The following is a 26,705-nucleotide window of genomic DNA, read 5'->3' as shown; positions in this document are numbered from 1 at the left end:
ATCTAAACGAGGTCAATTATGACATTTGAAGAAATCTACGCGCTGGTTTGCGAACGCAAGAGAACCATGCCCGAAGGCAAGAGCACTACCGAACTGTTCAAGAAGGGTGCTCACGGCATCGGCAAGAAGCTGGTGGAAGAAGCCGGCGAAAGCTGGATGGCCGCTCGTTACGAAACTCGCGACGACCAGTGCCTGGAACTTTCCCAGGTTCTGTACTATGTTGCCTGCATGATGGCAGAAAAAGGTCTCACCCTCGAAGAAGTGTACGCTAAACTATGATTAAGGTAGCTCTCCCGAACAAGGGCATGCTCTTTGAACCCACCCAGGAACTTCTGAAGGCCTGCGGTTACAAGGCATCCAAGCCCTACAAGACTTTGACCCAGATCGACACCAAGAACGGTATCGAATTTTTCTTCCTGCGCCCTAGCGACATCCCCATGTATGTGGGTCGCGGCATTATTGACGCAGGCATCACCGGCATCGACTTCAACGCCGAAGCCAAGAGCCCGGCTGTTAAGGTTCTGGACCTGCCCTTTGGCGCTTCCAAGATGTGCGCCGCAGTTCCTAACGAAAGCCCCATCCAGACTCTCGACGAACTGAAGGATTCCACCATCGCCACCTCCTTCCCCAACATTGTTGAAGGATACTACAAGAAGCCCATGAACTTTGTGGTTCTGGAAGGCGCTGTTGAAATTTCCGTGAGCCTCGGTGTTGCCGACGCTATCGTGGACGTTGTGGAAACTGGTACAACCTTGAAGCAGGCAGGTCTCCGCATTATCGGCGAACCCCTGTTCCGCTCCAACGCCGCTCTTTACTGCAACCCCCAGAAGACTGACCTGGAAGAAGTGAACACCCTGATCCGCCGTATCCAGGGTAAGCTTGTGGCCCAGTCCTACATGATGATCGAATACGACTGCCCCGCCGACGTGCTGGACAAGGCCGTAGCACTGACTCCGGGTCTCGATGCTCCTACCGTTGCCAAGCTCCACGGTCGTGACTGGTACTCCGTAAAGGCCATGGTGCCCCAGGAAGATGCCAACGCCATCATGGACAAGCTCTGGGACGCAGGCGCACGCAGCATCCTGCTCTTCGGTATCAAGTCCGCACGAATTTAATGCTACGCATTAAATTCAGTAGGCAGTTATTGGTAGACAGTAGACAGAAATAATCTGGTTCCTACTGCCTACTTTATATTTTTCACCAACTGCCAACATTCTACTGTCTACATTCTACTGTCTACATCCTACTGCCTACTTCCTACTGCCTACTAATCAATGGAAACACTCGCCTACTTAGCTCGTCAGCCGATTCTTGATCGAGACGGCAAGATTTTTGCCTACGAACTGCTGTTCAGGGATTCCCCGACCAGCGATACGGCGGTCATTGCCAGCGATGTACTCGCGACGGCACAGGTCCTCGAGAATGTCCTGAACAACATCGGCATCCAGCGCCTGATCGGCAAAAACAAGGCTTTCGTCAACTGCAGCCGAAACATGCTGCTGGACAACTTGTTCGGTTTGTTGAATCCCAAGTGCTTTGTGCTGGAAGTTCTGGAAGACGTGGAAGTGGACGAAGCAGTAGTGAAGGCGATTCAGAGATACAAGGCCCTGGGTTTTGAAATTGCCCTGGACGATTTCATCTTCAATGAAGAATTCATCCAGCGCTTTAAGCCCCTGTTCCCTTACGTCAGCTACGTAAAGATGGACGTGGTGGACAACAGTCTTGAATCCATGACGAAGGCCGCCGGCTTCTTCAAGGTCCTGGACATCAAGCTCCTGGCAGAAAAGGTAGAGGACGAAGCTACCTTCAAACGCTGTCAGGATGCGGGTTACGACTATTTCCAGGGTTTCTTCTTCGCAAGACCGGAATTAGTTACCGGCAGAAAGATTGACGCTACCTCTGCAACAATCCTGCAATTGATTCTCCTGTTGCGTTCCCGTCCATCCCTGGAGGAACTTTGCGAGACTCTGGAACAGAACCAGGATATCGCCACCAATCTGCTACGTTTCGTCAATTCCAACACGGACACCAAGCACAGCAAGATTGAATCCGTAAAGGACGCAATCGTCTGGGTGGGCATGAGAAACATCCACGAATGGCTGATGCTCATGCTGTACGCCCGTCCGGAACTGGGCATGACACCCCAGGCATCGCCCCTGTTCCAGAACGCCAACCATCGAGCAAAGTTCCTGGAAACTTTGGCCCGCGAGATGGATCCGGAGAACGACGATTTCTGCGCCAAGGCATTTATGGTGGGCCTTCTCAGCCGTATGGACGCATTAGTTCGTGCACCGCTGGAAACCATTCTTCCCGACGCACCTACCGACGACGAGATGAAGGATGCACTTCTGAGTCGCACAGGACGTCTCGGTGCACTGTTGCAACTGGCAGACGCCGTAGAACTGGACGACAGCCAGACAATCCAGTCCATCGTTAGCGATCTTGGCATTTCCGGACTTCAGTTGAAATACTGTATTACAGAATCCTACAGCTGGGCAGAGAATTAACAGATGAACGTAGAACCGCAAAGTCTTGTCGCCCTGATTGGCGAATTCGCAGACCTTCCTGGCATCGGGCAGAAGACCGCCCGACGTCTGGCCTACCACATTCTTTCCAGAAGGAAGGACGATGTAGAGCGTTTTGCGAATAACCTAATCAACGCGGTTACGAAAGTCCATCATTGCCCCAACTGTTTCGCCTTTACAGATGTAGAAGTCTGTGAAACCTGCAGGAATCGCTCCGGTGCAAAGTCCATTTGTGTCGTAGAAAAGAGTTCAGACATCATCCCCTTTGAACGTTCCGGCGTGCACAAGGGACTTTATTTCGTACTGGGTGGAGTCATCTCCCCGTTGGACGGAGTCGGTCCGGAACAACTTCACCTTCCCCTCCTGGTAAAACGCATCCAGGAGGAAGGCATTGAGGAACTGGTTCTTGCCTTAGGTTCCAGTCCCGAAGCGGACAGTACCGCCCTCATGATCGACCGCATGCTGCAGAATACTAACGTGAAGCGCACCCGCCTTGCCCGCGGTATCCCCATGGGCAGCGAACTAGAATTTGTCGACGAAGTCACCATGCTACGAGCTTTCGAAGGGAGAGTTTCCTTATGACAGATATTGCCAAGCCCGCAAAAGCACAACACCCCATGGCCCCTAAGTTGAAGGGTAAAAAGGCAAGACCGCCTAAGGTACAGACCGCACAGGCTGTGGTACAGATCGGCGACTTCAAGATTACTTCCGCCGAGTTTGTAAAGGCAGCCACAAGCCTGAAGGGGCTTCCGGAAGAACGCCTCCCCCAGATCGCATTTCTGGGCCGTTCCAATGTGGGAAAGTCTTCCCTCATGAACGCCCTCATGGGCCGCAAGAACCTGGTAAAGGTCAGCTCCACTCCGGGTAAAACCCGTGAGATTAACTTCTTCGGCGTCAACAAGAAATTCTATCTGGTAGACCTTCCGGGCGTAGGCTACGCCAAGGTCAGCAATTCCAAGCGTGACGAAATGTCGGACTTCATTCGCGAATATGTGGAAAAGTGCCAGGATCTGAAGGGGCTTATCTATCTGGTGGACATCCGTCATGGCGGTCACGCCATCGATATCGAAACTGTGGAAAGCATCCGCGAATCGGGATGCCCAGTCTTGATTATCGCCAGCAAGCTGGACAAGGTGAACAAGACTGAACTTGCCCAGGGAATGAAGAAAATCCGAGAAAATTTCGATCTGGATGCGGATCCGCTCTGCGTCAGCTCCCTCAAGAAAATCGGACTTGACTATCTTTGGGAAGACATCCTTGAAGCTCTGAAGTAATCATGCAGAATAAAAAGACCAATAAACGTTTCAAGCTCAGCCTGTTGGGAGGAATCTTCCATGGCATGGGGATGTTTATCCTGAGACGTTCCCTTGGTCAACAATTCGCCCTGTTCTGCAAGGCCATGGCCAGCTTATTCTCGAAGAACCGTAATTTCAGGACGGACGCCAAGAACATCATTACACAGACTTTCTTTACGGGCGTGGAAATTTTCCCCGTGCTCTTCGTGGTGGCCACCTTGTTCGGAACTGCAGTAATTATCGAAGTCATGACCATGATGGGCAAGATGGGTTTCTCGGACGTGATCGGCAATATGCTGGTTATCGTGATTATCCGAGAACTCGGTCCCATCCTTACAGCGTTCCTTATCGCAGGTCGAAGCGGTTCGTCTCTTACCACCTATATCGGAAGCATGGTCATCAATTCCGAAGTGGATGCCTTGGCCACCATGGGCGTGAATCCCATCCGTTTCCTTGTAATGCCTGGACTGATCGGCGGTTGTATCGCCATGTTCTTCATGAACATCATTTTTAGTTCCACAGCCATTTTCGTCGGGTACCTCGCCACCAAGGGCGCAATTTTCATGTCCGGAAACGCCTTGAATTTGCAATTGACCTGGAGCTATCTTAGTACAGAAATTCTCAACGCCATTTCTTTGACCGACTTTATCTTTATCATTCTTAAGCCCCTGGTTTTCGGAGCGATTATCACGACCAACGCCTGCTATCAGGCATTGAACATCCCCCGTGACGTACGTCAGGTTCCCAAGGCAACCTCCCGTTCCGTAATCAAGTCCTTCCTCTATATTGTGTGCGCTGACGTGATTCTCTCTTTCTTCTACTTTGTTGACTACATGAACAATATCAACTCGATTATCTAATGTTGGACGAAGCCTTAAGACTAGAAGACATCCACCTGACGTACAAGGACCTGGCAGGCACCCTCTTTTCAAAGCCCCGCGCCTTGAGTTTTTTCAGCAAGTCGGAAACCGACCCCCAGAACGAATTGATTATTGGGGCCAACCTCGCTGTAACCAAAGGCGAGACCCTGTGCATTGGCGGAGGTTCAGGACAAGGCAAGAGTGCCCTCCTGAGAATCATTTCCGGATTGGTAAGACCCTCCAAAGGAAACATCTACTACTTTGGCGAATACATTCCTCCGGAACGTCTGACCGCCTTGGAAATAGCCAAGCGCCAGGTGGGCCTGGTGTTCCAGAATGGAGCCCTGATCTCCAACTTGAAGGTCCGCGATAACATCGCATTGCCCCTCCGTTACCACCGCATGGGTACGGATCAGGAAATTGAGGAAAAGATCAAAATGGCCATGGACTTGATGCGAGTTCGCGAAGAGGCGGACCTGTTCCCGCATCAGCTTTCCGTAGGTATGCAGAAGCGTGTGGCCATCGCCCGTTCCTGGGCAATGGACCCGAAGTTGCTCCTGATGGACGAACCGACCGCAGGTCTGGACAACTACAACCGTAGAAACCTGCTGCCGCTGATCGACAACATGCGTACGCTGTTTAAGACCACCATCATCATCGTGACCCACGACCTTCTGATGGCCAAGGAATTGAACTGCAACATTTGCTTCCTGCATCGTAAAACTTTGACGGAACCCAAGAGCTTTGACTACTGGGTCAATTCCGACAGTGAAATTTCCAGAGAATTGTTCCGCGAACTGCGTAACCCTCAATCCTCGCCTCTTCACTAACTACACTAAGCGATTTCAACTATGTTCCTACCTTTACCCGACGACTTCCATGCCCATCTGCGTCAGGGCGACTTGATGCCCGGCTATGTCCGTGACCTTGTTTCCCAGTTTGGCCGTGCCATCATCATGCCCAATACCGTTCCGGCCATGACCTCCGCAGCAGCCATCAAGGAATACAGGCAGCAAATCCTGGAAGCCGCCAAAAGTGTCCGCCCGGACTTTAAGCCCCTCATGACCTTCAAGCTGAACCCGAACTATACGGAACAGGATTTGAAGGACATGATGGCAGAAGGCGTAGTGGCCGGCAAGTACTACCCCGCAGGCGTTACCACCAACAGTGCCGACGGTATCAGCGATTTTGAAGCTGTTTTCCCTGTTGTCGCTATGATGGAAAAGCTTGGTCTTATTTTGTGCGTCCATGGCGAAGAACCGGGCGAATTCTGCCTGGACCGCGAACCCGCCTTTATCAAGCGCGTGGAAATCCTTGCTGAAAAGTTTCCCAAGCTGAAGATCGTGTTTGAACACCTGTCCAGCGCCAAGGCTGTGGAAGCAGTCAAGCGCTTGCCCGCCAATGTGGCAGCCACCTTTACGGTTCACCACCTGATGATGACTCTGGATGACGTCATCGGTGACGCCCTCAGGCCGCACCATTTCTGTAAGCCGTTACCGAAGCGGCCTGAAGACCGTGCCGCTATCCGTGAAGCCGCCTTTAGCGGCTCTCCCAAGTTCTTCTTGGGCACGGACTCTGCCCCGCACCAGCAGGGTAAAAAGGAGTGTCCTTGCGGGGCAGCGGGCGTCTACAGCGCCCCGGTGGCTATCCCTCTTCTGGTTCAGGAGTTCGAAAACGCAAATGCCCTGGATAAGCTCCCTAATTTCATCGCAGGCTTTGGCGCAGACTTCTACGGGCTTCCCCGCACCACAAAACAGATTGAAGTGGTGAAGGAAAGCTGGATCGTTCCAGAAATCGTCAATGGCGTAGTTCCTCTGGCAGCCGGCCAGAAACTCAACTGGCGCTTAAAATAATGCAGGGGGCGCTGCCCCCTGAACCCCCGAAAAAAGAATGCGGCTTGCCAAGTTTGTCTTGGCTGGCCTTTTCTTTTTTGTTTGAGGGGTGCTGAAGCACCTCCTCAAGATCAACCGGAGCTTTCGTCAGGTTATTTTAGATGAATGGGGGCGCTGCCCCGCCCTCTTTAAGCTCTTTTATTCTCTATTGTTTATTTATACTCGCGGGTTGTTCCCGCGGATTATTTTTATATAGATTATCCTTGAATTAGGAATAGAACATTATGCGTTTTTTACTTGCCATACTTTATTACGTCCTTGTATTTGGGGGAATGTGCGTCATTGGCGTACCCTACATTATCTACAAGGGCTATATCTGCAAGAAAAAAAACGAGATTACCAGAATTTGCCTGTTTTACCTGCCCAAGGTCCACCGCCTTTTCGGTATCGATATCGTAGTGGAAGGGGTAGAAAACATTCCTCAGAAGAACGGATTTGTCATGGTGGCCAACCACTCCAGTTTCATGGATATTAGCGTCCTGTGGCTGGCCATTTCCACCACTATTTTCATAGCCAAGGCGGCCCTCTGGAAAGCGCCTTTGTTCGGATGGGTCCTAAGTTCCATCGGCTGTATTCCGGTTCACCAGAATCCAAGAAAGAATGCCGGTATGGGAAACATGGTCCAGGACCGTCTAAATCAGGGGCATAACCTGTCCGTTTTCCCCGAGGGGCACAGAAGTATCGACGGAAAGATGCTTAAATTCCAAAATGGTATATTCCGCATGGCGAAAGAGCATCACTTTCCCATTTTACCAATTACATTAATAGGTGTAAACGAACGACTGCCAAAGGTCAAGTGGGCTATTTATCCAGGCCAGATCAAGGTGGTGGTTCACCCCCTCATAAAACCCGAGGACTACGCCGAAAAACCTATGGCAATCCTCAGGGACGAGGTCCACGATTTGATTGAGTCCGCACTGCCCTACATGCAGGCAGAGACGGCATGCGTAAATGAAGCGCAAAAGGAGGCCTAAAATGGCTATGCAGTTACCTAGCGAAGATCAGATTCTCGCCATTCTTCATGATGAACCTATGGTGGGCAGCCGCCTCCGTGCAGCCCTTGGCCTGCCGAAAAAACAGAAAGTAGCCTTTAAGCAACTGCTGGCCGAAATGGTGGAGCAGGGTCTCCTGAAGCGCACCAGCAACAAGGAATACCAGCCCGGTGACGGGGAATCCCTGGAAGAAAAGCGGGAAAAGCGCCTGAAAAAGATGGCTGAGGCAAGCGACGGGGACAACCGCCGTCCGGCAGCCCGCAGCCGTCGCCAGACTACAGACGACAAGAGTACCCGCGTCCGCCGCGGTATCCTCCACCAGGTAGGCGAAGAAGACTGGATCGTCACGGAACTGGAGACGGAAAAGGAATTCGAGATGTGCCACCGCCGCCAGGCTCCGGGCAAGGAAGGGGAAACCATCAGTTTCACCCTCTATCCTCATCCCAAGCGCAAGCACAGCTACCTGGCCAAGGTGGACCACTCCGCCGAACTGGATTCCATGACCTGGAAGGAGGTCACCCAGAAGTTCCAGGACGACGCCAACCTTCCCAAGGGTTTCAGCAAGGAAATCCGGGATTACGTGGCAAGCATCAAGGCACCTACCGCCAAGGATTTCAAGGGTCGTGTGGACTACCGCAAGACGGTCATTCTCTGTATTGACCCGGAAGGCGCCATGGACCACGATGACGCCATCTCCGTGGAACGTACGGAAGACGGCGGCTACAAGCTGGGCGTCCATATTGCAGACGTAAGCTACTATGTTCCCGAGGGCAGCGCCCTGGACTACGAGGCCATGGAACGTAGTTACACCCAGTACCTGCCCTGGACTGCAGTTCCCATGATTCCGGATGAACTGTCCAGTGATATTTGTTCCCTCCACGAGGACGTGGACCGTTGCGCCCACACCTGCATGATTATTCTGGACAAGGACGCCAACGTCCTAAGCTGGGATTTCCATCGCAGTATCGTTCGTATTACCCGTTCCCTCACCTACCAGCAGGCAAAGAAACTGTGGGAGGAAGGGGACGAAGACATGAAGGCCCTGGCCGATGTGACCGCCAAGCTGAAGAAGAACCGCACTAAAGATGGTCTGCTGGAATTCAAGAGCACGGAATTTGGTTGCCACTTCGACGAGAACGGCGAACCCATGGACATCTATCCCCGCACCACAGACATTTCCAACAGCTGGGTGGAAGAATGTATGTTGATTGCCAACAACTGCTGCGCCAAGGAATTGAAGAGGCGCGGTCTCCAGGGTATTTACCGTATCCACGAAGCTCCGGATACCAAGGACATTATGGAACTGTACTATATGTACCCCAACCTGTTCCAGGGTTCTCCGGTCATGCTCCGCGAACTGGGCAAGCCCCGCAGTGGCGACACCAACTTGAATCCCACCGCATTCAAGCTTTACGAACATTTGATCAAGAAGGCTGGGGACGACGAAACTCTTACCAACCGAATCCTTCGCAGTATGCAGAAGGCTCATTACGACTCCAACAGTTTTGGACACTTCGCCTTGAACTGGCAGGACTATAGCCACTTCACCAGCCCCATCCGTCGTTACGCCGACTTATGGTGCCATCGTGAACTAGCTCGTAAGGGCAAGGAAATTACTGCAGAACGTAAGGAAAGTGTCATTGAAGTCTGCGACTTGATTTCCGCCAACGAAATCAAGAACATGAAGACCGAACGCATCGCCATCAAGACCTGTAGCTGCTGGATTCTGAGAAACCGTATCGGTGACAATTTCGAAGCAACAGTTAACGGAATTGAAGAATGGGGCATCTATGTTTCTATCGCCGACCCCATTGCCGAAGGCCTGGTGCGTTACCGCGATATTGCCGGCGACGACTTCTACGTCTTTAACCCTGACCAGGGTCTTGCATTCGGCAAGCGCAGTGGCCGCACCTTCCGCCGTGGCGACAAGGTCATGGTCCAGCTTCTCCGTGTGGATCCTCTCCGCGGCCAGGCAGACTTTAGCCTTATAGAAAAGCTTTCGACCGAACCCAAGAAGCAGCGCCGTACCCGCAAGGATATTGACGACGACGCACGTAACTACAACGAACGTATGGACCGTGCAGAAGCTGCCGAAGCCATGGGTTACCTGAGCCAGCCCGACGATGACGATTACGAACCAGCATTCACTTCTGCAGGTAGTCGCGGTCGCCGTGGTCGTCGCGGATCTGACGCAGATGCCCCCAGCTTTGAACGCACCGGTCGCAATGCTCGTGGTAAAGCCTCTCGCGGAAAGGAAAAGTCTACAGGCGCCAAAGCCTACGGCGAAAAGCTGGCCAAGGGCCGTGGCGGACGTGGACGTTCCGGACGTAGATAAAGGTTCGACAAGTGATTCAACAAGTTCATCAAGTAACAAAGCTTATTCTGTACGCCAGTTACCAAACCGGGGAAACACTCCCCGGCTATGTCCAGTTTGCGCTCACTCATCTAGCGGAGACTGACTTTAAAGTTGTGCTGCTGACCAACAGGCGCGAACTTTCCAAGGAGACTGTGAATTTCCTGAAGGAAAAGAACATCGATCTTTACCTGACGGAAAATCACGGTTTTGACTTTGGTATGTGGCGGCGTTACCTGAAGGACAAGGCCCCCACGGGAATGCAATCCCTGGAACGACTCCTGCTGATCAACGACTCCATGGTGTATTACCAGAACAAGTTTGACGAATACTTCCGTAGGGCGGAGGCAAGCCCGGCGGACGCAATTTCCTTAACGGAAAATACGGAAGTCAGGCGCCACCTCCAAAGCTACTTTCTTTACCTGAAGCAGCCTGCGTTGGGGGCATTTTTCCTCCACATGATGGAAACTCCGGAACAGGAAACCTTCTACGATGTAGTCCATAAGCTGGAAATTGGTCTCGCCAATACATTCGACGAGGCTGAAGTCCGAATGGAAGCACTATACCATACAGAAGCGCCCGTTATGTTCGCCTATCCAGAACTGATTGCACAAGGCGCAGGATTCGTCAAACGAAAATTGCTCCAAAGCAGATTCAACTTCAAGGAAAAGGTTCATTTTATCCGCAGGGGCGCCTACGATTCCCTCAATGCAAATTATGCGAAGCTGATTCTTGATGCAGGCGTTGCTAGCGATTTCGATCCCGACTGGCTCCCCCGCTCTGTAGATGGAAATATCAAGCGCGCAGCAGACAAGCTATGGGAAAAGCCCTTCCAGAAGGTAGGTTGGCCAATCCTTCGCACCGCCATCAAGACCAAGTACAAACTACTTAGGAAAAATCTGGACGGAGACGAATACAAATAGAAACCTTGACAATAATTCGTCAAATTCGTCACACAATTTTGCAAAAAGGAGATTCATCCTCCTTTTTGCTTTTTCTTTATTTAAGTTTTTCATCAGATGGAACAAATAACATCTATCGCCAGCAAGGGTTAGCTGGCATTCATCAGTTAGGAGGCTATATGAACAAGATTCATACGATTCTTGCCATTTCTGCTGCAATTGCAGGTGCGCAGAGCACCCATGCAGCCAAAACAATCAACATTCTCATTCCCCCGAGTAATACTGAATGGACGTTTGCGACGCCCATGATCAGTCTGGACGGGGGTAAGACTGGTAAGGCAATGTCTGTCGCTCCAGGCAAATGTGGTTGGTTCAGCTACACCGTCGATGAAGATGTTTCGGACAACGTCGTCTTTTATCGAAATAACGACACGGAACGGGAAGACATGATTGGGTTTTACGGCAATTGGGAAGTCAATGCCCTCCCAACACCCATTCCGCTGAAAACTCTTTTTGCCGCATATGATCAAGACAGTCTGTACTTCGTATCCGACATGGACCAGTTTTTATCTCCGGGAGATGATGGTTGGTACACTATTTATCCTGATGGAGCAGAAGGCATTTGTTCCTATTCCGTATTCACAAACACATATCCAGCAACCAAGACTGAAATTGACAAACTTGAAGCTTGTGGTCCCCAGTGCGTAACAGACAAGGAACAGCTAGCAGCTGTTTTTGGAACTGGCGATGCATCTTGCGGAGAATCCAACTTTAGGCGAGTCACTGAAGACACATGGAGCACAACCAATGACAAGCACTACGCTACCTGCACATCCATAAAAGCATCCTTTGCCAAGGCGCCTCACCAGAAAATTAGCGTCCACAACGCTAGCCTTGCCTGGATGTTCATTGATGGCAAACAGGCAACAACAACGCAGGGCGATCACAATGGAGTCGTTCTTGACATAGACTCCTATAAGTCCCCGGCAGGATCTGCGCTTGACGACGGATATTACTACAATCTGGAAATTTTCTACTGCGATCAGGAATCTTCCCTGGACAACATCCAGATTAGTTCTAACCTAGACATGACAAGTACATTCCAGAGTCGTTCTGAAATTACCGCTTTCCCCGTCCTTGACCGAGTAATGGGTGAAGTAGCATATCAACTGTGCTACGCTCATAGCAAGGCAAATTCCTGTAGCGAATTCCCCAGCAGTCAGGATCAAGATGAAACACTCTGCGGCGAAGCCATCAAGAAGAATCTGCCCGAAGCAACCATCAGGTACTACTTATCCAACGGCAGCGTTTTCGATCGCGAAACCGCACAGTTGCTAACGCCGGGCACCTTGAATAAGGGAGGCATTGATCTTTCCGACCCCTACAACCCCAAGGTCAATAAAAAAGCTATAAGCCTGCCTCCTGGCAGATGGACACTCTTTGTAGAAATCGATGGAAAAGCAAAGAAGCTCGCCGCCTTCCGCATGAGCTACTCGGTCGAAATTCTATCAGCGGAAAGTGCCGACGCCTTGGATACTAACGGAAACCTCATCAAAGGTTTGACTCATACCTTTAATAGCGAAATTGTTGCAGGAGTTCCTACGCCGCTTTACATTTCCGCAATGGTTAGAGACATTGAGAACACCTACTTAAGTCCTTATGACGCCATCGGTGTTTCCTATTCCGTCTACACAAACAATTCCGCAGTTCACCTTTACGCAAAGACTGGTGAGAATGAATACGCTTTCATTGACGGAGCTACTCAAACAGTCGGTACTTCCGGCATTGACACCATCTACGTCTATATGGATAAGGAATCCCTAGGTACAGAATCCAACGAAGCTAAGATCTACATCAACGGAATGGATCCTATTGACATCAAGTTCAAGGCCGGCCCGGTGCTGAACAAGGCTATCATGGGAATCCAGACTGCAGTGAAACCTGTTTCCGCAAGTAAGGGCTATGCGGTCTATGACATGAAGGGCAAGCTGATCAAGCGCGGCGAAGGAAGTAACATTACCGTACCTACCAGCGGAACCTACATCATCCGCACAGGTAATACTTCCCGAGTAATGAAATTCAAGTAATCCTCTCAATTCAATCAAAACAAAGACTCCCCGGCGTTTGCCGAGGAGTCTTTTGCTATATCCATAAAACATCTAAAAGAAAACGCCCGCCTTAACCCGAATCATAAAGCCGTTTCTGAAAAGCCTAAAGAAATCATTCACATGGGACACATCGTTTTCACTGACGTTAGGAACATCCTCCACAATGGGGGCATCCGGATTTTCTTCCGGAATAACGACCCTCTGTTTTACAGGCGGGTACTTTTCAAGATTGTAATAGAAGGGCACCACCTGAGAGACATCCAATGAAGCAAAGAAATGTTCCTTGGGAGTTTCGAACGCAATACCCGCAGAAACCATAGATCCCACCACATCAATATCCCAACTCAATGTATCCGTATAATGACTTGCGTAGAGCACATTGGAGGTTTCCGTACGCTTGCGTAATTCCGCATGGGCATTCAAGTAGAACACATCAATGCCAGCCCTAGGTTTCAAGTGCCAACCGCCTTTCACAATGTCCCAGTCATATTCGTAACCTAGATCCCCGAATCGGAAGGAACCCGTCCCATACACGCGGAAATTTCTGGTAAACACGCTAAAGGACAAGGTTTTAATAATGGAACTGGTCAGCGCACGGTTAGGCGCCATAGTCTCGTAAAAGCGACGTTCTTCCCAAGGAATATTCAAGTCCAGCTGAGCGTACGTTCCATGAGTTTCCCAATGAGCATCCCTATTTGAATCCGCATAGGTATAATGCTTGTAATTCAGATGAAGCAGGTTCACATCCAAGCCTGCAGGCAAATAGAAGAATCGTTTTTCGCTACCTTCTTCTCGCAGCAAGCCAAAGAAATGTTGGTCCGCATAGATATACACGTAATCTGCAGAAAATTCATGGGGAAAATTTCTGTAAGTATAGGAAGGATCAATCGCCCAGAAATTCGAGGAGTCACTAAATACGTAGCCTTCGCGATCCGTTACGGGATCCGTATCACCATAGGTGAAACCCACATCCATCTGGTGATGATCCAGTTTAGATCCTAACTTGAAGCGTCTGAACTGGAACGTATTTTCATAGGCGCCCTGCACCACAGGGATAATATTCAGCGTCGCAGCGGACTTCCACTTTACGTGAACAGAATCTATACGTCCCCGTCCATAAGTAGCACTGGCATAGATCATGGAATCCAGAGCGTCCCAGTGGGTAGTCGCAGCCAACAGAGGCAACGACATCGCATCTATGCGAAAGTTTATGTGCCTAAAATCAGACTGCACAGAAGCATATCCCAGATTCAAATCCTTGCTACCGGAAAGAGTCCAGGTATAGAACTCGTTCATGCCATCGTATTTCCAGCTTCCTTCAAAACCCAACTGGGCATAGCCACCCTGCACCATCCAGTTTTTCACCTGAGTGGAATCCGAAACAATGCAGGCGGAAGCGCTAATTTTACGTTCCTTCTGGTCAAGCAAAAAAAGGCCATTGCAATCCACAAGGGCCTTTGTATTCCAGGCGAAGCTGCCCACTGTAAGGAGCAGCAGCCCGAGAACTATTTTTAGTATATCGCGATGCAAGCGAAGACTACAGACGATCAAGCTGAATCAGGAAGTCCCAGACATCCTTCTGAGTCTTGAACTTGGGGAAGACTCCACCAAAGGACGGATCAGGGAAATACAGCTTGTTGTAGACATTCGCTTCGGTCATTCGGCTATTATCACCCTGGAAATCACGGAGAGAAGCAGTCTTCTTACCATCAGCATCCGTAAAGTAGAATGTTCCGAAATCGGAAGGATCTTCAAATACGTAGTAAGGCAGGAACGGTTCATAGCCCTTGGTATTTTCAAAGAACTTTCTGATGTCGATAGTCAGCTGGTAATCCAGGTCTCCTCTAAAATCACCGAAATCAATGACATAGGGGCCATCCAGTACTTCGTTCAGGACCACATCAATGGCGCTTACAGCATCCTGCAAGTCCTTTACGCTGACATCGGCGTCGGCACCATCACCCACCACATAAATGTCATAAACCTGAGAGCCTTCTTCCATGGATTCGTTAATGCCATACTTGAGGCCTGCACGAGTTTCGCGGAGGGCGCTGTCCAGCAAGGCTGGAACAGAGTTCCACTGTTTTTCCCAGCCGGAGTTTACGGTCGAGAAGGCGCCATTCTTGCCCAGCAAACTTGCCAGGAACTTAATGGCGTTGGTCTGCTTTTCGTTATGCACACCCACATCGGTAAGACTTACGTCCGTCATGTAAGTGTACCAGTCATAAGAGCCGTTATCGTCAAATTCAAAGTTCAGGCTCACCAATATGGTAAGGATCGCCTTGGTGCCGAACATGGCGCCAATTGCAGGACCGAATTCACTCTTGTCCAGTTCACGCTTTTTTCCATCAGCCATGAACTGCATGGTGTAATCGTCATATGCAAGGACGTTCTGCATATAGGCGATAGAAGTATCCAAGGCAGGGAGAATCTGAGTCGCAATAATATTCTGAGCGTTAATGGTGATAGATTCACCGGCCCTATTGGCAAAGCTCTTCAGGAACTTGGAAGTCTTGATATTACCTTCGTAAAGCCAGGTAGCCTCGTCAGCAGCATCGCCAGTATCAAAGAACTTCTTGATTTCCTGATTGTTGATCAAGTCCACCAAGTTGGCTACAGCATAACCCAGCTGAGCGCCGCAACTATTGGGATACTTCTGCAGGATCTTTGCATACATGGGCTTCACTTCTGCACTCAAATCCTTTGCATCGCTAAACTGTTTATCGCCCAAGGTCTTGAACAGCTCAAAAGCCTTGGAGTTGGTAGCATCAAGAGCCTGGAAACCAGCGTCATCCATCTTGCTATCGCAAGCAGAGCGAACAATTTCAGTATCTACCGGCTTCACCACAGAAGAAGATCCCTTGGAAGAAGAACTTACGGTAGCATTGGAATTGGAAGACTTCGCGGTACTTGCAGAGCTTTTGTCTACAGAACCAGAAGCACCAACAGAGCTGGAACTGATGCCTAGCAATTCATCAATATTTACGGAAGAGCTACTCTGGGGAGCTTCATCCTTAGGTTTGCTAGGAGAATGGCTGTCGGAAGAACAGCCGACAAAGAACGCAGCAACCGCTGCAGACATTAAAAACTTGAGAGTCTTGTTTTTCATAACTAACCCCTTTTGTTGTTATTCATCTCAATAATAACAAAAAGAGCAGGCCCAGATGGTCTGCTCTCTTAAATTTCCGTGGATAAGTTTTTTACTTCACGATTTCTGCGTCCTGGACCTTCTTGCCCTTCACCGTCTTATTGGAGGAGGAACCATTCTGGTCACGACGGATAATCTTGTACTGGGCAATGCTCCATATGTTGGAAACGATCCAGTAAAGCACCAAGCCAGAAGGCATCACGGCACTGAACAGGAACATCATGGCTGGCATCATCCAGGTCATCATCTTGGCCTGTGCAGGATCCATACCGGCGTTACCGCCCATGGTTACCTTGGTTTGGAAGTAAGTAGTGATCACCATGATAATGGGAAGCAGGGCAAGACCTGCAGGCATGATGAACGGAATGCTAAATCCGCTGAACACCACGTCACTACGGCTCAAGTCAGAGATCCACAGGAATGCGGGCTGACCGCGAAGTTCAATAGCACGACCCAGCACGAAGAACAGACCCATAAAGATAGGCATCTGGAAAATCATGGGCAAGCAGCCACCAGTGCAGCTAGCCAGCGGATTCACGCCGTTCTTCTGGTAGAGTTCCATAATGGCAGCCTGCTTCTTCTGGGGATCGCTACGATACTTCACGTTGATTTCGTCCAGCTGAGGTTTCAGCTTGGACATTGCGCTGGTAGACTTCATCTGCTTGACGGTAAACGGAGTGGTGATACCGCGAACAATGAAGGTCACAATGATAATTGCAATACCGTAGTTCGGAATAATGCTGTAGAACAGGTTCAAGAGCTTCAGAAGGATCTTGCAGATAAAGACAAACCACACGTCAGCACCGCACCAGCGCCAACCGCTGACGATGACCTTTTCGTAACCCTTGTCCAGAGCTTCCAGCTGGTTCCATTCCAAGGGAAGTACCATCAGGCTGTAAGCCAGAGAATCGGAACGGATTTCGTCACGGAGAGAAAGCTTGTAGGTACCCGGATCGGCATCATTTTCGAGAACCTTCATGGGGGTAGCGCTGATGGAAGCTGCCACCGGAGTGTCGAACTGCATGGTCATGGCGATGTACTTGCGGCGAAGGCCAGCCCAGCTTACGCGGCCGGTTTCATTTTCCAGAACGCCGCCATCCTTATTCATTTCACGTTCAACATTCTTGGTGTTGTTGTAAATGATTTCGCTAAAGTAGTAGGAGTTGCCACCGACGCTACGACCCGTGGGAATCACTTCCGTTTCCTTCAGGCCGCCATCCATAGCCAGTTCGTAACCGCGGGGTTGGAAACCGATGAACTTGTTCACCTGACGAACAGCAACGCCATCCTTGGTGAAGCTGTAGGAGCGGATTACCTGGCTTGCTCCTTCTGTAAAGACAAACTGAACAGTCGTATCAGATTCCACAACGATCTTTTCGGGTACTTCGCCGGCATCAAAGAGAACAGCACCCAGGTCGAAGGCGCCAAGTTTCAGGTTCAGGGCTCCCAGAGTGGTATCCTGGATCAGTTCCGGGAAAGCACCTGTAGAGTCCGGCAGGACCTTGGCCACCACACTCTGGACCTTAGCCCCCTTGTTGCTAAGCGTCATGATGAACTTTTCAGTTTCCACCACGATAGTACGAGGTTCGATCACCTTGACCGGAGCAGCGGTGGAATCTGCGTTTGCAGAATCAGCAGCAACAGGTGCGGCTGCCACAGGGGCGGCTACAGGTGCAGGGGCTGCGGCAGGAGCCAAAGTCTCGCTCTGGGGAGCGATTGCTTCAGTTGCAGCCGGAGTTGCAGCAGCAGGAGCCTGCTTTCCGGAAAGGCCAAAGCCAAACCAGGCAACCATGATCGCCACAACGAGGATGGTTCCGAAAAGGGTATTCTTGTTCATCTTCTTTCCTTTTTAGGAGGTACGGGATCGTAACCGCCTTTACAGAAGGGGTTACACCTTAAAATTCTAAAAACCGCAAGATAGAAACCTTTGAGGATTCCGTGTACCCGGATTGCCTCAATTGCATACTGAGAACAGGTGGGCTGGAACCTGCAGACGCCATGAAAGAAATAAGGATGGATAATCTGGTAGAGACGGATAGGCGCGATCAAAACGCTCCTAGCCACATGACGGACCTTATCCATTCTGGTTGGAGGAGTCTGCATCCTGGCTCCATTCCATTTTCTTGAAGATTTTTTCGGCGGTTTCGCGGAAACGTTCCGAAGTCACTTCTTCGGCCTTATCGTTCACAATTATCATAGCCCAGACGGGCTTTGTAATATGGGGAACCATCCCATAGAACAGAGGACGCAGAAGTCTACGGCACCTGTTGCGGTAAACGGCATTGCCGTTTTTCTTTTTCGCTAAAAAGCAGAAACGACAAAAACCGTCCGGACTGTCAATCCACCTCATCGAGAACGATGAACCGCGGACGTACTTTCCCTGGACGGCTACTTGCCGGTAAGCGGGCTGGTTGGGCAGCCTATAAGAACGTAGACTGGCCACGAGCCAATTCCCAAATTACTTCTTGTAGATGGTGTCGCTGATAGTCAGGCGCTTGCGACCCTTAGCGCGGCGACGGCTCAGGACAGCACGACCCCAACGGTCTTCCATACGAGTCATGAAACCATGCTTGTTGACACGCTTACGATTGTGAGGCTGGAAAGTTCTTTTCATTGTAGTAACCTTTATTAAAAGTCCAAAAAAAATTTTTCGGTTTGCAAAGTTAGTAATTATTCATGATAAATCAAGGGGTTCCATCCGCATAAAAGCAACTTTTACCGCCGTTTTTTAGCCATCCACAGCCATCATTTCATTTTATCAACAATTTATAAACACAAGGAGAAAAAACCTGGAACGGCACCGTCCCCAAAAGGATGCTTACACAGACCCTTGTCCATAATGCAATTTGTTTTAAACTCATGCGGCACCATACGGCTTTTTATTATATTAGGTCTCAAAATAGCTTCGGCTCAGAAATCGCAGGTCTAATATGGAACTTACACCTCTTGACATTCGAAATCAATCTTTCCACAAGAAAAGCCTCGGAGGCATCGACCCTGCCGAAGTCAAGGCATTCCTTGATACCGCCGCCAAGGCATTCGAACAGATGTCCAGAGACCGTACCGACTTGACCGAACGCCTGAAAGTCGCCGAAGAACGCGTGAATTACTACCGTCAGATCGAAAAGACCATCCAAGACGCCGTCGTTACCATGCAGCGCACTATCGACGAAGTGAAGGCGACCGCCGAAAAGGAAGCGGAAATCATCATCGCCGAAGCCAAGGCCCGTGCCGTTCGCGAAGTGGAGAGCACCAAGCGCGAAGCCGAAGAACTCCGCATGGAAATCGAACAGCTGAAGCAGATTCGCGCCAATTATTTCATCCGCTGCCGTTCCCTCATCAAGGGTCAGGAAGAATTGCTTTCCGCCATGGAGAACGACCAGCGAGATCTGGAAGCCCAGGAGCAGCCCAGAAGGCAAGTTCCCCCGACCGGCAACGTCCTGGCATAACCGCCACACGCCACCCCATGAAAATCAACATCAAGGTACACGCCCGTAGCAAGCGGGAAAGCGTAACGCCCCAGCCCGACGGAAGCTACAAGGTAGAAGTAAAGGCACCTCCCGTGGAGGGCGCTGCCAACGAAGCCATTTGCGAACTTCTGGCGGAGCACTTCAAGGTGAAAAAGCGAGACGTCCGCGTCGTATTGGGCAGCACCAATAACAAGAAGGTCGTCGAAATCGACGGCCTCTAGAACGAACAAAAACTTTCTGTTAATCCATGGAAGGGTCGTAAACCACCACGCGGTTACGGCCCTGATTTTTTGCCTGGTAAAGAGCCTTGTCCGCATTGTCGATGGCAAGCTTGTAGTTTTCGCCATTATAACCGGCAATACCAGCCGATACGGTCACAGGGCACACGCCATTGTCCTTGTCATGAAATTTCTGGCGAATATCCTCCACAAAGGTGCGGGCACGCTCAATGGTGGTCTGCGGGAGAATCAGAACGAACTCCTCACCGCCCCAACGAACAAAACAGTCCTTCTCCTGTATGGATTCCAACACGGTAGCAGCAAATTCCTTCAGGACCTTATCCCCGCTAGGATGGCCATAATCATCGTTCACCCGCTTAAAATGGTCAATATCGAACATGGCAAGGCTAATCGGCTCCATGAACTCATCCACAAACTTTGATCCATCCTTACGGATCAAAGTCTTCGTTACGTTTCGGTTATGAGCCCCAGTCAATTCGTCATACAGGGAAAGGTAGCTGAGGCGTTCGGACATCAAGTAATGTTTCACATAAAGTTTCTCCATTACATAATGGCAGGCACAAATACCGATCCAGCAAGGAATATTCAAGGAAAGGAGAATATCCAGGTTCTGGTAGTGAATCAAAGGATGTGTTGCAAGAATAAGAACTATAATCAAGGAATGGGCGATCGTCGAATAAATCCAGGGAGCGGAAAAACCGACTGCGAGGAATAGCAGCTGAATGATGCAGGCGCCCTCCGAAAAATGGGTCTTATCCGGAAGGAAATAAACCGCCCACATCGTGCAAATCAGGATGACAAGGAGCATGACATATGTCACAGGTACCATGACCTTGTAATTACGGTTTCGTTTGGCAAGCCACACATAGGCGACCAAAGGAAAGAACGGTGCAATTCGGGCAGGCAGGGTTTCCCACGCCACGCGACCAAACAGCTGGCAGTCCGATACAAAGTACATGGGCATGCAAAGAACCGCAACCACGGCAACCCAGTAGGTAAAACGCCTGTAGAAGCGATACTTGGACTGGTAGAAAGACTGATGATCTATGTTGGCTGGCAGAAAAATCATAACAAGGCCTGATTCATTTCGTTCAGTTTGGAATTAATACTACTCTTTCCAAAATCCATTTCAAAAGCACCCATTCGCACGGAAATCTTGCAGGGACAGTCACGCAGCTTGTTGTAGTCGGCAATGTTCGCCTTAACGCGGGCGATGCTCACGCTAGACACCATGGCCGTGCGAGAATGCATCAGGATAAAGAACTCATCCGCAGAATAACGAATTACATTTCCCGTTTCGCCAACAGCATGACTCAGCAAGCGGGCCAAGGACTGAAGGACCTTGTCCCCCACATCACGTCCATAGGTTTCATTAATGGACTTGAATCCGTTAATATTCAAAAGGATTGCAGTTACCTTCTTATTTTTTTCCTTGCTGAACTGATAGGAAATAAAGTCCAGGTAAGCCTTGTTGAACGCCCCCGTCAAATTGTCCTTATAGATCATGTTCTTCTGGAGGCTAGCAAGAAGTCCCGCAATGGAAACCGCATAACTGGAGCAAAGAACGGACACTCCATCGAGGAGAGACTGGCAGACAGTTCCCGCCACGAAAGGCAAGGCATAGACCCAGACGGGGAACAGTTTGAGAAGGCCGCCCCTCTTACGGCCGATCAGATAAAGAATCAGACTGTCGATAACAAAGCCGTGATCAATAAACACGAAAAGGTAATATCCCAACTTACGGACATAGACATTGTTGCTATCAACATCGAATACCACCGGCATAAAGCAGTTCAGGATAATCGTAAAAGCGCCTAGGGATAAAAAACCGCCAAGGATCGCCTTGTGAACAAATTTCAATCGGAACTGCATATGGCTAACCAGGAAGCGGAACCAGCAGAAAGCGCACAACATGTTAATTATATAGAGCGCGGAATTCACCGTATAGTTCGCATAAAACGCAACCATTCCAGGAACACCGTCTAAGGCATAGGCCAACGGTTCCAGAACGCAGCCAACCAAAGTCAGGCCCCAGAGGCAAAGAATGCTACGACCTTCGGCAGACTTGTCCTTTAGACGCCAGAAGTTACTGGCGATCAAAATCAAGACTAGAAAAAGACCAAACGCATTGGCGACGAGAACTGTAGGGAGGACGAAAGTCTGTTCCATAATTTACAACCCACAGCTCCACTGCTTTCCATCAGGAATTTCGCCTTCGCTGTCAGGCAGGTTACGGATGAACTGATCCAACTTTACACTTTCCAGATAACCACGAATCAGGCTATCCAATTCCTTCCATACAGGAAGGGTGATGCAAGAATCCGCTCGTTCACAACGATTCACATCGTCGTCCAGGCAAGAAACAGGAGCCACAGAAGTTTCCGTCAGTTTCAGAATATCCCACACGCTGCATTCAGAGGGCTCACAGCGCATACGATATCCACCGCCCTTTCCGCGGGAACCTTCCAACACCTTGGCGCGGACCAGCGTCCCAAGGATGCCCTCCAGGTATTTTTCGGAAATTTGCTGGCGAGCGGACAAAGCCTGAAGCTTCACGTAGTTTTCACGGCCCTGCCTAGCCAGATCGACCATGACCCTTAAAGCGTATCGACCCTTTGTGGAAATTCTCATCTAAACCTCGTCTATTGTAGACAATATTAAAAAAGAAAGGACCCGTTAGAGGCCCTTTCCTTGAAAAACGATAGGATTTGTATGAATTTACTCGCCCAGGTATTCCACAGCGAAAATCAAGGTGGATCCACCAGGAATCGGACCTGCGCCACGACTACCATAGCCAAGTCCCGGGGGAACAATCAGGATTCGCTTTTCGCCAGGGAGCATGCCCTGCACGCCCAGGTCCCAACCGCGAATCACACGACCGCCACCCAGGGGGAAATCGAAGGGCTGGCCACGATCACGGGAACTGTCGAACTTGTAGCCATTGGTGAGCCAGCCAGTATAGTGAACCTTGGCGTTAACACCCTTCTGGGCCGGTTCACCCTCACCTTCCTTGATAATGGCATAACGGAGACCTTCGGAACCATTTTCAATCTTCAAGGCGGTTGTATCCGGGAAGAAGTCCATGGAATTCGCGATTTCCTCATCCACTTCGGAAGAAATCAGTTCTACACGGAAAACCAGGGTAGAGTTGGAGGGGATCATGGAATAGGCGGCTGCCCCATAACCCATGTTGGGAGAAATTCGGAACCAGCGGACGCCACCTTCACGCATACCGTCCAGGCCCTGTTCCCAGCCCTTGATCATCTTGCCATTACCAAGAATCACGGACAGAGGCTTGCCCATATCCTTGGAACTACCAAACTTACGGCCGGAAAGAAGCCAGCCAGTATAATGAACCTTCAGCACGGAACCGATGGCAGTAGGCTTACCGGAGCCCACCTTTTCATCGTTAATCTTAAGACCCTTGGCCACTTCACGCCACTTGAGACCTTCCACGTTCTTGGGGAATACATCCGGTTCCATGGGCTTTTCTGCAGAAACCAGCTCCACTTCAAAATAAAGGTCGGAATAGGCAGGGATGCCTTCCAGGGAGTTTTCACCATAGGCCATCTGGTAGGGAACGTAAAGCTTACGGACTTCACCCACCTTCATGCCCACAAGGCCCTTTTCCCAGCCCTGAATGACCTGGCCCATACCGAGGGTAAATTCCAGAGGTTCGCCTCCTTCGTAGGAATCCGCAAACAGCTTGTTGCCCAGATTTGCGGTATCCTTGACTGCGGAGGAATCCTCAGCGGGAGCATCCTTTGCTGCTACACCCTTTGCATCAGTTTTCTTGGAGTTGTCAGGATTTGACACTCCCGCGATTTGGTCTGCATTCAGGTCATTGGCCAGGCGGAGGGAGTCGGCAACTCGAAGGGAATCCACAAGGCGAGCCTTTTCAGCAGCAATCGCAACACTATCCAGATAAAGGTATCCCTTATAGTGCACCTTGATCAGCTGACCGGCACGGATGGGGTCGCCAGAGCCATCCTTTATGGTTTCTGTCTTAAACGGAACAGCAAAGCACAGGGAACTCATCAACAGTACAAGAAAAATCTTTAGTTTCGGCATATGATCTCCTATCCCACAAAATAGAAAATGCTAGTTTTTGAAAGTACGGGAAAAACCCAAACGGAATTGAATATGCTATCAATAGTCATTGTTATCGCCATTATCGTGCTGTCCATTATCCTTGCCGCCATTGGCGCATACGTGGTAATCCACAGTTCTAACGAAAAAGATGAGCCCAAGCCTGTGATTGACGTTTCCGGTCAATACGCCGTCGTGGTTCGTCCTGCCAGGGAATCCTTGACCGCAGTGAAGCCATCAGAGGCCTCTCTCCGATCCTGGCTAGAAACCCAGAACCTGCCCCCCGAACAGAGGGAAGCCCTTATCGCCCAGTGGAACGCCACCATGGAAGAGACCATCCGCACGGTGGACGAAGGTGACAAGAACGGTACAGCCACCTATCGTATCGAACTAGGTCCTAAGGGCAAGGAATACTGTCATTTCGTTAGCGAAGACAACTTCATTACCCGCGAACAAATCAGAAACCACGCTGAAATTCTTCCGCCTTATGTCCTTGGTTGCGACTGCAGACTTCTGCCCAAGCAGCCCTGGGAAAATCCCAGCAAGTCTGGCTGGAAGGCCGTGGTTCCGTCCCGCGGCAGCAATTATGACGTACCGGATTGGAGGCACCTTGCGTAAACAACTACTTTCTGCACTTCTTCTGGCTCCGGCTCTGGCATTCTCCGCAGGGTCCGCAATCATCACTCTTGAAATGCCCGTTGGTGCCCGCCAGCTGGGCATGGGCGAAGCAGGCGCCGCCCTGGCCGACGACGCAACTGCCATGTACTACAACCCGGCAGGGCTTGCCTTCGGTCCCCTTGCCGACGAATGGCGTATGAGCTACAAGGCCGATTCCAAGACGGCCCCCTATTTTACGTGCATGGCCTCCCGTTCCAAGCCCGGCTTCTTTAGCAAGAGCGAACTGTGGGCAGGTACCGCCGAGGGTATCCTGAAGTTCGACGGCGAAGAATGGGTGAACTATCATTCCATCACCCTTCAGGGTAACGCCAAGGTCAAGGACGCCGTGAAGGTCTATGCCGGTTCCGAACGCGGCCTGGAAGAAAACCTCCGTCAGGTGAAGGCCTTCAACGAAATCAAGACTGCCGAAGACGAAAAGCACGTCATCGAAGTGAAGATGCCCTGGAACCTCATCGTAAAGGATACCATCACAGCAATCCTATACGAAAGCCGCACCGAAAAACTTTGGGTCGGCACCCCCAAGTCCCTGTATCGTTTTGACGGCAAGGGCTGGAAGAACTACGACAGCGAACTGGGTTCTCACCGCATTAACGCCTTGGTAAGCCAAGGTGCATCCATCTGGATCGGTACCGAAAACGGCCTCTTCGTCTATCGCAACGGTCAGTTCGAACAGAAAGGCAAGGTCCTCCCCAGCCAGAACATCAAGGCCCTGGTATGGTCCGAAAGCCGTAAGGAACTTTTCGTCGCAGCAGACGGTGCCGGCGTCGCACGTCTCGTCCCCAAGAAGAGCGTTAACGACAAGGACCGCTGGAGCTTGTTCAACGAAGAAGACGGCGTCATGGACTTGAACCCCACCGCACTTGCCGTGGATAGTTCCGGTCACGTCTGGTCCGCCCATAAGGGTGGTCTTTCCCACTTCAACCTCCGCAAGTGGGAACAGGTCCAGTTCGCCGACAATACCGTCAATGACATTTCCGTAGACCAGAAGGGCGGCATCTGGATTGCCACCGACAAGGGCGTCTGGCGACACCTGCCCAACTATGCAACCGCCAGTGGCCGTAAGGCTGAGTTGGAACGTACCGCAGAAGAAGAAGCCAGCGGTGAAGTCCAGGATGAATGGGTTCACTACCACTCCGGTAACGGCCTCTCCGTGAACAAGGTCTGGTCTGTCCTTCCCCAAGGTAACGACGTCTGGTTCAGTACTGCCAACGGTATGGAACAGTTCAAGGACGCCGACTACCAGCTGAGCGCCTTCTACGAAAAGCTTTTGCCTATACTGAACATCCCTGACCTGTACCACCTGTACGGCGGCATGACAATCCCGCTGAACGACTGGGGTACCATGGGCTTCTTCGTGAACTTCGTCAGTTTCGGTTCTACCGTAGCCTCTGGCGATGTGGACGCAGACGACCTGGTGGCATACAACAGTTCTGAAATCGTGGGTGGCTTTAGTTATGGCACCCGATTCCCCGGTGACTGGGGCTTAGGTCTTTCCATCAAGTTCTTCTACTCCGACTTGAGTTCCGGAGCTTCTACCGGCGAAGAAGATGCGACCACTTTCGGTTACGCTTTCGACGTTGGCGTACTCAAGAAGAACCTGATTGTGGATGGTTTGAACCTGGCATTGGTTCTTGCAAACATCGGCCCTAGCGTTTACTACGTGGACAAGACCATCGAAGACCCCATTCCTCTGACTTGGCGTCTGGGACTTTCCTACGAAGTGCTGGCTCTCGCGGATTACAAGCTGGTCATTGCGGCAGACTATAACCGCGAAGTGGTGTACGACGACAACAAGGGAAATCCTGAACCCTTTTACATCTCTTGCTGGAAGTCCATCCTCTACCCCGAACGTGGCGGAGAAGGTCTGACCACTGCAAAGAATTCCCTACTCCAGGGCGTATTCAACCTGGGTGCTGAATTCACCTACGCCAACACCATCGCTCTCCGTGCAGGTTATCTGTACGACAGAACCGGTAAGCGTAGCGAAGTAGACTTCGGTTTCGGTTTCATGCTGTCCGACATGCTGCAGTTTGACTTCGCCACCATCAAGGACGTAGGCGACAACGACGGTGTCCGCGACGGTCAGATGCGCTTCGGCATGCTGTTCAAATTCTGATAATGATACAAGGGGCTCTGCCCCTTGGAACCCCGTCG

At 50.6% G+C, this 26,705-nt stretch carries 26 protein-coding genes; 16 read left to right on the top strand and 10 right to left on the bottom strand.

Annotated elements, in window-relative coordinates; genetic code table 11:
• Positions 1-18 precede the first annotated feature (18 nt).
• The 12 genes from hisE to BGX12_RS05585 all read left to right on the top strand — a co-directional run bounded on the left by hisE (position 19) and on the right by BGX12_RS05585 (position 12,906).
• On the top strand, positions 19-279 hold the full coding sequence (gene hisE / locus BGX12_RS05640; RefSeq protein ID WP_073157733.1) for a phosphoribosyl-ATP diphosphatase: 261 nt from the start codon (positions 19-21) through the stop codon (positions 277-279).
• Positions 276-1,115: an ATP phosphoribosyltransferase gene (gene hisG / locus BGX12_RS05635; protein ID WP_073238009.1), complete on the top strand. Its 840-nt coding sequence runs from the start codon at positions 276-278 to the stop codon at positions 1,113-1,115. Before hisE ends, hisG begins: the two co-directional genes overlap by 4 nt.
• Before the next feature lie 159 nt (positions 1,116-1,274).
• Positions 1,275-2,507 (top strand): EAL and HDOD domain-containing protein, encoded by a 1,233-nt coding sequence (locus BGX12_RS05630; protein WP_109735110.1) that lies wholly within the window; start codon positions 1,275-1,277, stop codon positions 2,505-2,507.
• Positions 2,508-2,510: 3 nt separating this feature from the next.
• Positions 2,511-3,107, top strand: coding sequence for a recombination mediator RecR (gene recR / locus BGX12_RS05625; RefSeq protein WP_109735109.1), 597 nt, complete (start codon positions 2,511-2,513; stop codon positions 3,105-3,107).
• On the top strand, positions 3,104-3,799 hold the full coding sequence (yihA, locus tag BGX12_RS05620; protein ID WP_233246276.1) for a ribosome biogenesis GTP-binding protein YihA/YsxC: 696 nt from the start codon (positions 3,104-3,106) through the stop codon (positions 3,797-3,799). The genes recR and yihA overlap by 4 nt, the downstream gene beginning before the upstream one ends.
• A gap of 2 nt (positions 3,800-3,801) precedes the next feature.
• Entirely contained in the window at positions 3,802-4,680 is an 879-nt protein-coding gene (locus BGX12_RS05615) for an ABC transporter permease (RefSeq protein WP_109735108.1), read from the top strand.
• Positions 4,680-5,510 carry an ABC transporter ATP-binding protein gene (locus BGX12_RS05610; protein ID WP_109735107.1) on the top strand — a complete coding sequence of 277 codons (831 nt, stop codon included), beginning with the start codon at positions 4,680-4,682 and terminating at the stop codon, positions 5,508-5,510. Before BGX12_RS05615 ends, BGX12_RS05610 begins: the two co-directional genes overlap by 1 nt.
• 21 nt (positions 5,511-5,531) lie before the next feature.
• Entirely contained in the window at positions 5,532-6,533 is a 1,002-nt protein-coding gene (gene pyrC / locus BGX12_RS05605) for a dihydroorotase (protein ID WP_109735106.1), read from the top strand.
• 263 nt (positions 6,534-6,796) lie between these two features.
• Positions 6,797-7,546 carry a 1-acyl-sn-glycerol-3-phosphate acyltransferase gene (locus BGX12_RS05600; protein WP_109735105.1) on the top strand — a complete coding sequence of 250 codons (750 nt, stop codon included), beginning with the start codon at positions 6,797-6,799 and terminating at the stop codon, positions 7,544-7,546.
• Between the two features lies 1 nt (position 7,547).
• The gene (locus BGX12_RS05595) at positions 7,548-9,899 is read left to right on the top strand and encodes a ribonuclease R family protein (RefSeq protein ID WP_109735104.1); all 2,352 of its coding nucleotides are present in this window, start codon (positions 7,548-7,550) and stop codon (positions 9,897-9,899) included.
• Between the two features lie 11 nt (positions 9,900-9,910).
• A complete protein-coding gene (locus BGX12_RS05590) occupies positions 9,911-10,840 on the top strand; it encodes a rhamnan synthesis F family protein (RefSeq protein ID WP_233246275.1) in 930 nt (309 codons plus the stop codon).
• Between the two features lie 158 nt (positions 10,841-10,998).
• Positions 10,999-12,906 (top strand): hypothetical protein, encoded by a 1,908-nt coding sequence (locus BGX12_RS05585; RefSeq protein ID WP_109735103.1) that lies wholly within the window; start codon positions 10,999-11,001, stop codon positions 12,904-12,906.
• 72 nt (positions 12,907-12,978) lie between these two features.
• Here the strand turns inward: BGX12_RS05585 and BGX12_RS05580 are convergent, their stop codons facing one another.
• The 6 genes from BGX12_RS05580 to rpmH all read right to left on the bottom strand — a co-directional run bounded on the left by BGX12_RS05580 (position 12,979) and on the right by rpmH (position 18,689).
• A complete protein-coding gene (locus BGX12_RS05580) occupies positions 12,979-14,457 on the bottom strand; it encodes a hypothetical protein (RefSeq protein WP_146196259.1) in 1,479 nt (492 codons plus the stop codon).
• Positions 14,458-14,464: 7 nt separating this feature from the next.
• Positions 14,465-16,036 carry a hypothetical protein gene (locus BGX12_RS05575; protein ID WP_109735101.1) on the bottom strand — a complete coding sequence of 524 codons (1,572 nt, stop codon included), beginning with the start codon at positions 16,034-16,036 and terminating at the stop codon, positions 14,465-14,467.
• Positions 16,037-16,127: 91 nt separating this feature from the next.
• Complete coding sequence (gene yidC, locus BGX12_RS05570; RefSeq protein WP_109735100.1) at positions 16,128-17,912, bottom strand: membrane protein insertase YidC; 1,785 nt, start codon at positions 17,910-17,912, stop codon at positions 16,128-16,130.
• Positions 17,909-18,157 carry a membrane protein insertion efficiency factor YidD gene (yidD, locus tag BGX12_RS05565; RefSeq protein WP_109735099.1) on the bottom strand — a complete coding sequence of 83 codons (249 nt, stop codon included), beginning with the start codon at positions 18,155-18,157 and terminating at the stop codon, positions 17,909-17,911. The genes yidC and yidD overlap by 4 nt, the downstream gene beginning before the upstream one ends.
• Positions 18,150-18,518 carry a ribonuclease P protein component gene (locus BGX12_RS05560; RefSeq protein ID WP_233246274.1) on the bottom strand — a complete coding sequence of 123 codons (369 nt, stop codon included), beginning with the start codon at positions 18,516-18,518 and terminating at the stop codon, positions 18,150-18,152. The genes yidD and BGX12_RS05560 overlap by 8 nt, the downstream gene beginning before the upstream one ends.
• A 15-nt stretch (positions 18,519-18,533) precedes the next feature.
• Positions 18,534-18,689 (bottom strand): 50S ribosomal protein L34, encoded by a 156-nt coding sequence (gene rpmH / locus BGX12_RS05555; protein WP_073157761.1) that lies wholly within the window; start codon positions 18,687-18,689, stop codon positions 18,534-18,536.
• A 316-nt stretch (positions 18,690-19,005) separates the two neighbouring features.
• Between rpmH and BGX12_RS05550 the strand changes: the two genes are divergently transcribed.
• Both BGX12_RS05550 and BGX12_RS05545 read left to right on the top strand, forming a co-directional pair.
• Positions 19,006-19,524, top strand: coding sequence for a DivIVA domain-containing protein (locus BGX12_RS05550; RefSeq protein WP_109735098.1), 519 nt, complete (start codon positions 19,006-19,008; stop codon positions 19,522-19,524).
• A gap of 17 nt (positions 19,525-19,541) precedes the next feature.
• Entirely contained in the window at positions 19,542-19,766 is a 225-nt protein-coding gene (locus BGX12_RS05545) for a DUF167 domain-containing protein (RefSeq protein WP_109735097.1), read from the top strand.
• Positions 19,767-19,785: 19 nt separating this feature from the next.
• Here the strand turns inward: BGX12_RS05545 and BGX12_RS05540 are convergent, their stop codons facing one another.
• From BGX12_RS05540 to BGX12_RS05525, 4 genes are all read right to left on the bottom strand, one after another.
• Positions 19,786-20,853 (bottom strand): GGDEF domain-containing protein, encoded by a 1,068-nt coding sequence (locus tag BGX12_RS05540; RefSeq protein WP_109735096.1) that lies wholly within the window; start codon positions 20,851-20,853, stop codon positions 19,786-19,788.
• Entirely contained in the window at positions 20,850-21,953 is a 1,104-nt protein-coding gene (locus BGX12_RS05535) for a GGDEF domain-containing protein (protein ID WP_109735095.1), read from the bottom strand. Before BGX12_RS05535 ends, BGX12_RS05540 begins: the two co-directional genes overlap by 4 nt.
• A 3-nt stretch (positions 21,954-21,956) precedes the next feature.
• Positions 21,957-22,415 (bottom strand): Rrf2 family transcriptional regulator, encoded by a 459-nt coding sequence (locus tag BGX12_RS05530; RefSeq protein WP_109735094.1) that lies wholly within the window; start codon positions 22,413-22,415, stop codon positions 21,957-21,959.
• An 87-nt stretch (positions 22,416-22,502) separates the two neighbouring features.
• Positions 22,503-23,855, bottom strand: a complete 1,353-nt coding sequence (locus BGX12_RS05525; RefSeq protein ID WP_233246273.1) for an FKBP-type peptidyl-prolyl cis-trans isomerase — start codon at positions 23,853-23,855, stop codon at positions 22,503-22,505.
• Positions 23,856-23,927: 72 nt separating this feature from the next.
• Between BGX12_RS05525 and BGX12_RS05520 the strand changes: the two genes are divergently transcribed.
• Both BGX12_RS05520 and BGX12_RS05515 read left to right on the top strand, forming a co-directional pair.
• A complete protein-coding gene (locus tag BGX12_RS05520) occupies positions 23,928-24,491 on the top strand; it encodes a hypothetical protein (RefSeq protein ID WP_146196258.1) in 564 nt (187 codons plus the stop codon).
• Positions 24,484-26,667: a PorV/PorQ family protein gene (locus BGX12_RS05515; RefSeq protein WP_109735092.1), complete on the top strand. Its 2,184-nt coding sequence runs from the start codon at positions 24,484-24,486 to the stop codon at positions 26,665-26,667. Before BGX12_RS05520 ends, BGX12_RS05515 begins: the two co-directional genes overlap by 8 nt.
• Positions 26,668-26,705 lie beyond the last annotated feature (38 nt).

Origin of the sequence: Fibrobacter sp. UWR4, from assembly GCF_003149045.1 — a bacterium.
Lineage (GTDB): Bacteria > Fibrobacterota > Fibrobacteria > Fibrobacterales > Fibrobacteraceae > Fibrobacter.
The sequence above is the reverse complement of the archived record's forward strand: the minus strand, read 5'-3'. Positions and strand labels throughout refer to the sequence as shown.